The organism is Atlanticothrix silvestris CENA357 (assembly GCF_016056295.1).
Classification (GTDB): Bacteria; Cyanobacteriota; Cyanobacteriia; order Cyanobacteriales; family Nostocaceae; genus Atlanticothrix; species Atlanticothrix silvestris.
On sequence record NZ_JAECZB010000011.1, the window covers coordinates 22768 to 30395 of the forward strand.

A 7628-nucleotide genomic window follows, 5' to 3' on the forward strand; every position below is an offset into this window, starting at 1 on the left:
AGACGCTTTTGTAGTAAGGACTTTAGTCCTTGGTTTTTTTAAGCACTAAAGTGCTTACTACGAACCTATCAAAACCTTTGAGCAACTATCATACAGGCTGAACTTTTCCAATTCCAACCAACTTTTCGCTTAAATCCCATAAGCGCTTGGCTTTTTCATCATCGCTAGCTTCCGGGGAAACTTCTCTCACAAAAGACTTACCATCTTTTTTTTGTCTATTACCCCAACTCCAATAAGCACCAGATTGTCTGTATGCAGGATCAGCCACTACATCTGCGACTCGTTGGCCAGCTAGCTCTTCAGATACAAATCCCCCAGTAATATACCTTTGGAACAATGGAAAAAGTTTCTGAAACAAAGGATAGTGGTTTCTAAATAGCGGTGTTGTGGCCACACAGCCGGGATAAAGAGAACTAAAGGTGATGCCAGTTGATTCGTGATAGCGTCGGTGCAGTTCCCGCATCGTTAAAACATTGCAGACTTTGCTATCTTTGTAAGCTTTGACAGGCTCAAACTTTTTCCCATCAATCATTGAGTAAGGCTCTTTAAAACCCTCTGCCAAGCCTTTGAGATCTCCTAGATCTGGACGTGGTGGAATTTTTCCTCCCAACTCTTTCGGGTTATGAGTTACGGTTCCTAAAATCACCAACCTCGGATCGCCAGAGGATGATTTTTTTAAATCCTCTAACATGAGGTTGCACAACAGGAAATGTCCGAGATGATTTGTAGCAACGCTCAACTCGTATCCATCCACACTCCGCAATGGCTCTTTCAATAAAGGCATATACACTGCGGCATTACACACCAAAGTATCCAGCGACCTGCCACTTTCCCGGAATTTATTGACAAACTGTCGAACACTCTCTAAGCTAGCCAAGTCAAGATGCATGATTGTGTAGCTGCCTTGGGGTATTTCTACAGACTGAGCAGCTTCTTCTGTTTTTGAAAGATTCCGACAGGCCATGACTACATGCCATTGCCCTGTTTGGGCAAGAGCTTTTGCGGCTTGCAAACCTACCCCTGATGATGCACCCGTAATCACGACCGTTGACTTCCGAGGTTGTTCCATTCTGTTCAGACTCCGTTGACTGTCATCGACTGTCTCTAGGATCTCACACCACTGATGTCAATTAACGGGAAATTACTCATTAAAAAACAAAATTAGGAATGCTCTACATTCCTAATTCTCATAACATCAAAACCGCATAATATTTAACCGAATCTGCCGCTGACGTAATCTCGTGTATCTTCTTGCTTAGGATTGTTGAAGATTGCTTCTGTAGAATCGTATTCTACTAGATAGCCGCTACGCCCTCCCGTGTCCGAAGTTTTGACATTGAAAAATGCAGTCATATCCGACACGCGCGCGGCTTGTTGCATGTTATGGGTAACAATAACTATGGTATATTGCTCTTTGAGTTCGTGAATCAGTTCTTCAACCCGCAAAGTAGAGATGGGGTCAAGAGCCGAGCAAGGTTCATCCATCAGTATAATTTCAGGTTGCACTGCGATCGCCCGTGCAATACACAACCTTTGTTGTTGTCCACCAGATAAAGATGAGCCGCTTTGCTTCAATTTATCTTTGACTTCATCCCACAAAGCTGCTTGACGCAAACTTCGTTCTACCAATTCATCCATATTACCTTTGTAACCGTTGATTTTGGCTCCAAAGGCAATGTTGTCATAAATTGATTTCGGAAATGGGTTTGGTCTTTGAAATACCATTCCAATCCGACGACGCACCTCTACAGGATCGATTTCAGATGCATACAAGTTTTTATCATAAAAATAAACTTTACCTTCTGCCCGAAATGACTCAATCAAGTCATTGAGACGGTTATAACATCGCAGTAATGTACTTTTACCGCAACCAGAAGGCCCAATAAAAGCTGTGGCTTTATGTTTCGGAATATCCAACCAAACATTTCTCACGGCTAAGAAGTTGCCGTAATAAATATTGAGGTTTTCTGTGCGTAAAACGGTTTCAGTATCATTCACTGTATTAGTGTTAGTAACCATAAATCATCCAGTGTAATTCTAGAAATTGTGCGGCGATTTTGCCAGCGTGTTTAAATAATTAATTGCTCACTAAGCTTTTTTACGAGTTACCCAACGGGCAATGATACTGGTGATCAGAACCATCAACACCAAAATTAAAGATGCTGCCCAAGCTAGTGACTGCCAATTTTGAAAAGGAGAAATTGCAAAGTTGTAAACTAAAACAGCTAGAGAAGCTGTGGGTGCGAACAAGCTATTAGTCCAGTATTGGGAGAACAAAGCAGTAAACAACAAAGGAGCAGTTTCTCCAGCTGCTCTGGCGATCGCTAATGTTGACCCAGTGACAATTGCTGGTAAAGCAGATGGTAATACAACTTGTGTTACCGTTTGAAACTGAGTTGCTCCTAAACCCACTGATGCTTGTCTTAAATCTTGCGATACTAACTGCAAGGCTTCATCAGTGGTTTTCACAATAATCGGCAACATGAGAATTGCTAGTGCAAATCCCCCACCTAGAGCTGAGTAGGAGCCTAAGTTAAGCCTCACTAGTGTCAAAACCACAATCCCATAAGCAAATACTCCAGCAATAATTGAGGGAACACCACTGAGAACATTAGTTGCAAAACGTATCCAACGTGCTATTTTACCTGAGCTAAATTCTGTTAAATAAATTGCTCCTAAAACACCAAATGGAATGCTAATTAGTGCGGCAATTCCCACCATTAGTAACGTTCCCAAAATAGCGTTCCCAAAACCTCCTCCTTCTCTTAGAGGTGCAGGTGGTAATTCGGTAAATACACTAAGACTTAAGCTGCTGAAACCTCTGATTATTACATAAGAAAGCACAGCTATCAAAGGTAGAAGTGCCAACGCCCCACATGTAAATGCTACCACAGTCATAGCTGTGTTAAAAAGGGTTCTCTTAGACGTAGAGGAGCGAATCAGGCTCCTTTTTGGAAAACTAGAAGTCATAATTCATAACCACAACTAAGCTAAATTCGCTTCATTCTGAGAACGATTAACTCTGCTAAAATATTTACTACAAGGGTTAAGAAGAACAAAACTAAAGCCGCGTACATTAAAGCTGCAATTTGTAAACCACTAGCTTCTGAGAATTGATTTGCTAATAGGGAAGAAATAGTATTAGCTGGTGCAAATAGTGAAAGGCTAATGTTGTTAGCATTACCAATTAACATTGTTACAGCCATTGTTTCACCCATTGCTCGGCCCAGTGCCAGCATCACAGCGCTAACGATACCAGAAAAAGCCGCTGGAATCAGAACTTGAAGAATTGTTTCCCAACGAGTTGCTCCTAGTCCTAGGGATGCTTGCCGTAAACTGGAGGGTATGGAAATCAAGGCATCACGTGATATTGCTGTAATAATTGGCAAAGTCATAATTGCCAATATGACTCCCGCAGGAAACATTCCTGGGCCTACAGGAGGTGTACTAAAAAATGGTATCCAACCAAAATAAGTATGTAGCCAGTTGCCGACGTTGTTTAAAACTGGCAACAGAACAAAAATGCCCCATACTCCGTAGACAACGCTAGGAATAGCAGCCAGAAGTTCTACCAAAAACACCAGTACTAGCTTGACCTTGCTTGGGAGAAAATCTTCACTCAATAAAACAGCAGTGCCAACACCAATAGGTACAGATATCAATAGACCAATAAAAGAACTCACTAAAGTTCCATAAACTTGTGGCAGCACCCCATAGTTATTTGTAACTGCGTTCCAAGTGGTGTTAACTAAAAATTTAGCACCAAATTCTTGGATAGCAGGCCATGCAGCAATTGTAACCTGTAGGGCAATCCATAATAAAGTACCAGCGATCGCCAGTGCAAAAATCCGAGTTAGCCAAATAAAGCCCCGATCTAGCGACTTTTCTACGTCGGAGCGATTTTTCAACGTTGATTGTAAAATTTGAGAATTTGTAGCCATGACTACTGACTGCAACAATATAAATCAGAAAAAATGTGTGAGGAGACCAGACTAATAAATAAAAATGTCGCTTCATCACTTCTTGAAATTGCGACATAGGTAAATCACATTTACCAGTCTGGAATGCTAGTAAAGCGATAACTTTACTATTGCCTATTCATGGATACTATTTGCTAGCGCTGTTACCGCTACCACTTACAGATATTTTATATTCTGGGCTAATTTGGTCAGCAGCGGCAGCCACTTTTGCAATTACAGGTTGGGGCAAGGGAATATACCCTAATTCTCCAGAAATTTTTTGTCCTTCAGTCAAAGCATATTCAATGGTAGCTTCCATTGCTTTAGCTTTTGCCACATCGGGATAATTTCTATAAGCCAGAATCCAACTGTAGCTGACGATGGGATAAGAATTGTCGCCTTCTGGATCTGCAATAAAAGCACGGAGATTTTCTGGCAAGGTCACTGCTGCTAAGGTTTCAGACGCTGACTGGTCGTTATACTTAACAAACTTGCCTGCTTGATTTTCTAAAGTAGCAAAGGGTATATTGTTTTGTTTGGCGTAGCCGTACTCAATGTAACCAACTGCACCTTGAGTTTGTTTGATTTGGGCAGTAACACCTTCATTACCTTTACCACCAACCCCTACAGGCCAGTTTACACTTTTGCCCTCTCCAACTTTACTCTTCCATTCCGGACTGATAGCTGCTAGGTGTTTTGTAAATACACCTGTAGTACCACTACCATCAGAACGATAGACAACTGTAATGGGCTGATTGGGAAGGTTTACACCTGGGTTAGCAGCAGCAATTTTCGGGTCGTTCCAAGTCTTGATATTGCCCAATAAGATATCGGTGTAAAGTGCCCTTGGTAGCTTCAGTTCCGAAACCCCTGGCAAGTTGTAAGCCAATACAACGCCACCAGCTGTCACTGGCAGTAGAAGTACGCCCTTATCCTGTGGTATTTTCTTGATTTCTTCATCCGTCATAGCAACATCGCTGGCACCAAAATCAACGGTACCTTTAAGAAATTGCTCGACTCCAGCACCACTACCTACTGACTGATAGTTAACTTGTAGGTTGGGATATTTTTTGTTCAAGTCAGTGAACCAACTTGCGTACAAAGGTGCAGGGAAAGAAGCACCAGCCCCAGTTAAGGATACATTGCCACCAAGATCCAATTTGGCGGGGCCTGAAGCTGTAGCATCTGTAGCAGTACCAGAAGGGGTAGTATTGTCTGAAGCTTGCTGTCCGCCACAAGCAGCTAGGCTAATTGTCAGTGCTAACACTGATATAGAAGCTGTAAGGCGATGATTTTTTATTACATTTAGAGGTGATAGCATCGCTGTCAAATTTTAGTCAATTACCAGGTGAGCGCTTCTAAGATACCCCTAAAGGATAGATCTAAAGGTAAACGGAAGGTTAAGAAAGTCAAAAAAGCATCTTTACTTTAAACTAATTTCCAAAATTTCATGATTAGTTTATGGATAATATTTATACTTAAATTTCATGAATACGGTTAACACAGATGTTTGTTATGAATGAATGGTCTGTACTTAGAAAATTTTATTGACCATTAATTTGTAAAATAACGTCTAAATACAGTATAGTTTTATATTTAATAGTTTTAAAAATCAGGCGATCGCTAACTGTTGGTCTAGAAAAACTTAAAGCCAGTTATTAAATAAACGAGTTAATAAAATTATTGCCACAGGAAGCATAGCAAAGGGAACACTAGAGTTCAAGGAGCGATCGCCGAAAAGTTATTTAAGGTGTCGGTACAAATTTAAATAAAGAATGAAGCCTATACTGGTTACTGTTATTTTTCCGTTCTGCCTTTTCCCCTTTGCCTTATATTAATGTTTGCCGCTTCCAATCAATTACTTTGGTCTATGATTGGCTTACTCTTAACTATGGGTGGCACCTTCCTAGAAGCCTATGGTATCACCTTCCCTTGGAGTGGGAGTCAGCAAGGAATTCAGACTTTTTCTTTAGGTGTCACCTGTCAAGTTGGTGCAGTGTTATTAGTAGGTTGCTTAGGAGGCAAAAATGCTGGTGCGCTCTCGCAAATTGCCTACTTAGTTATGGGATTAACCTTATTACCTGTATTTGCCGATGGTGGTGGTATTGGTTATATCAAATTATCCCAGTTTGGCTACTTGCTAGGCTTTATTCCAGGAGCATGGATTTGTGGATTGTTGGCGTTTAAAGCGAGGCCTCGCCTAGAAGCTCTGGCTTTTAGTTGTGTTTGTGGCTTGTTGACTGTCCACATCTGCGGGATTAGTTATTTAATTATCAGCTACGTCTTCCAATGGAAAGGCACAGAAAATCTACCATTAATCGAAGCAATTCTTAGATACTCTTGGTTTGCAGTACCAGGGCAACTAGCTGTAGTTTGCGCCGTAACCGTAATAGCATATTTATTAAGACATTTAATGTTTTATTAGTCAGTTGTCAGTTGTCAGTTGCTATTGACTATTGACTATTAACCCTTGACCATTGACTAATTTGCCATGCGCTTAAAAAATCGCCTCTTTTGGATAGCTGCCTTTATAGCTTTTTTCTTAGACCAAATAACAAAATACTGGGTGGTGCAAACCCTTAGCTTAGGAGAAACATTAGCGCTCCTGCCAGGAATATTTCATATTACCTATGTTACTAATACTGGCGCAGCTTTTAGTTTGTTAAGTGGAAAAGTCGAGTGGTTGCGTTGGCTATCTTTGGGAGTAAGTTTGGTATTGATAGCATTGGCCTGCTTTGGGCCAGTATTAAATCGCTGGGATCAGTTGGGTTATGGCTTAATTTTAGGGGGAGCTATAGGTAATGGTATAGATCGGTTTGTTCTAGGCTATGTCGTGGATTTTCTTGATTTTCGACTGATTAATTTTGCTGTTTTTAATATTGCTGATTCGTTTATTAGTATCGGTATTATTTGTTTACTTATTGCCTCTTTACAAAAAACACCGACTTCAAATCATAGATCGCGTTAGCATAGTAATCTTTCACAGTATCTATGATGATTTCATAGTAATCACTTGAGTGCTTTAGTCAGCACTTCAAACCACTGATTACAAATCTGAGACTAGCCAAACCAATCATTAGAAAAACAATAAAGGCTCAACACTGTTTGCTTAATGCAGCAGACGCGATAAATAGCGTCTTTGTGATTTATAGTAGGGAACAGGGAAGGGGTTTGTTTATTGATCCTTTACCTTTTTCCCAAGATTATTTATGTCCTAAGCTAAGTGGCAACTGCCATATCAAAAAATCTTAAGCGAATCGTATTAAATAAAGTCTGAGTTGCTCCACTCAGGCTTTATTTAAAGCTAAAACCCTTTATCATTCTTATATGCAAAGAATAAAAAAGGGTTTTAGCAGTTTGTATTGCACACCAGATAATATAACTGGTACAAGACCTTAATAAACGGGCATTAATAACAAAGGATAAAAATCTTTCTTTTTATGCCCCATTTCCAAGCTAGATATCTCAGATTTATCGACTATCGTTGCCGAAAATTCGCATCAAAAATGATGTTTTAACTCTTAATTACCTGGGGTAGGAGTTGTTGGCAAGCCGGAATCTGGAGCTTGACTAGGAGAAGTAGTACCTGGTTCGGTCATGCTACCAGGATTGCCAGAATCAGGAGATGCTGGAGCATCTGGTGCTGGAGTTAAGTTACTAGGATTGGTA

Annotated in this window: 7 protein-coding genes; 2 read left to right on the forward strand and 5 right to left on the reverse strand. The window is 40.5% G+C overall.

Going from position 1 to position 7628, the window contains the following annotated elements:
• Nucleotides 1-88: 88 nt before the first annotated feature.
• The 5 genes from I8751_RS07015 to pstS all read right to left on the reverse strand — a co-directional run bounded on the left by I8751_RS07015 (nucleotide 89) and on the right by pstS (nucleotide 5280).
• Nucleotides 89-1069 carry a protochlorophyllide reductase gene (locus I8751_RS07015; protein WP_214438455.1) on the reverse strand — a complete coding sequence of 327 codons (981 nt, stop codon included), beginning with the start codon at nucleotides 1067-1069 and terminating at the stop codon, nucleotides 89-91.
• Nucleotides 1070-1212: 143 nt separating this feature from the next.
• Nucleotides 1213-2019: a phosphate ABC transporter ATP-binding protein PstB gene (gene pstB, locus I8751_RS07020; protein ID WP_214438456.1), complete on the reverse strand. Its 807-nt coding sequence runs from the start codon at nucleotides 2017-2019 to the stop codon at nucleotides 1213-1215.
• Nucleotides 2020-2088: 69 nt separating this feature from the next.
• The gene (pstA, locus tag I8751_RS07025) at nucleotides 2089-2970 is read right to left on the reverse strand and encodes a phosphate ABC transporter permease PstA (protein WP_214438457.1); all 882 of its coding nucleotides are present in this window, start codon (nucleotides 2968-2970) and stop codon (nucleotides 2089-2091) included.
• A gap of 20 nt (nucleotides 2971-2990) precedes the next feature.
• Complete coding sequence (pstC, locus tag I8751_RS07030) at nucleotides 2991-3941, reverse strand: phosphate ABC transporter permease subunit PstC (RefSeq protein WP_214438458.1); 951 nt, start codon at nucleotides 3939-3941, stop codon at nucleotides 2991-2993.
• A gap of 166 nt (nucleotides 3942-4107) precedes the next feature.
• Nucleotides 4108-5280, reverse strand: a complete 1173-nt coding sequence (gene pstS / locus I8751_RS07035) for a phosphate ABC transporter substrate-binding protein PstS (protein WP_214438459.1) — start codon at nucleotides 5278-5280, stop codon at nucleotides 4108-4110.
• Nucleotides 5281-5796: 516 nt separating this feature from the next.
• On the opposite strand from pstS, the gene I8751_RS07040 reads away from it, so the two are divergent.
• The gene (locus I8751_RS07040) at nucleotides 5797-6384 is read left to right on the forward strand and encodes a biotin transporter BioY (protein WP_214438460.1); all 588 of its coding nucleotides are present in this window, start codon (nucleotides 5797-5799) and stop codon (nucleotides 6382-6384) included.
• A gap of 66 nt (nucleotides 6385-6450) precedes the next feature.
• Nucleotides 6451-6927 carry a signal peptidase II gene (gene lspA / locus I8751_RS07045; protein WP_214438461.1) on the forward strand — a complete coding sequence of 159 codons (477 nt, stop codon included), beginning with the start codon at nucleotides 6451-6453 and terminating at the stop codon, nucleotides 6925-6927.
• Nucleotides 6928-7628: the final 701 nt, after the last annotated feature.

Bases quoted from the DNA above. Each gene is read 5' to 3' on its own strand.
- pstB (WP_214438456.1), bottom strand. From the start codon at position 2,019: ATGGTTACTAACACTAATACAGTGAATGATACTGAAACCGTTTTACGC.
- I8751_RS07015 (WP_214438455.1), bottom strand. From the start codon at position 1,069: ATGGAACAACCTCGGAAGTCAACGGTCGTGATTACGGGTGCATCATCA.
- pstA (WP_214438457.1), bottom strand. From the start codon at position 2,970: ATGACTTCTAGTTTTCCAAAAAGGAGCCTGATTCGCTCCTCTACGTCT.
- pstS (WP_214438459.1), bottom strand. From the start codon at position 5,280: ATGCTATCACCTCTAAATGTAATAAAAAATCATCGCCTTACAGCTTCT.
- lspA (WP_214438461.1), top strand. From the start codon at position 6,451: ATGCGCTTAAAAAATCGCCTCTTTTGGATAGCTGCCTTTATAGCTTTT.
- I8751_RS07040 (WP_214438460.1), top strand. From the start codon at position 5,797: ATGTTTGCCGCTTCCAATCAATTACTTTGGTCTATGATTGGCTTACTC.
- pstC (WP_214438458.1), bottom strand. From the start codon at position 3,941: ATGGCTACAAATTCTCAAATTTTACAATCAACGTTGAAAAATCGCTCC.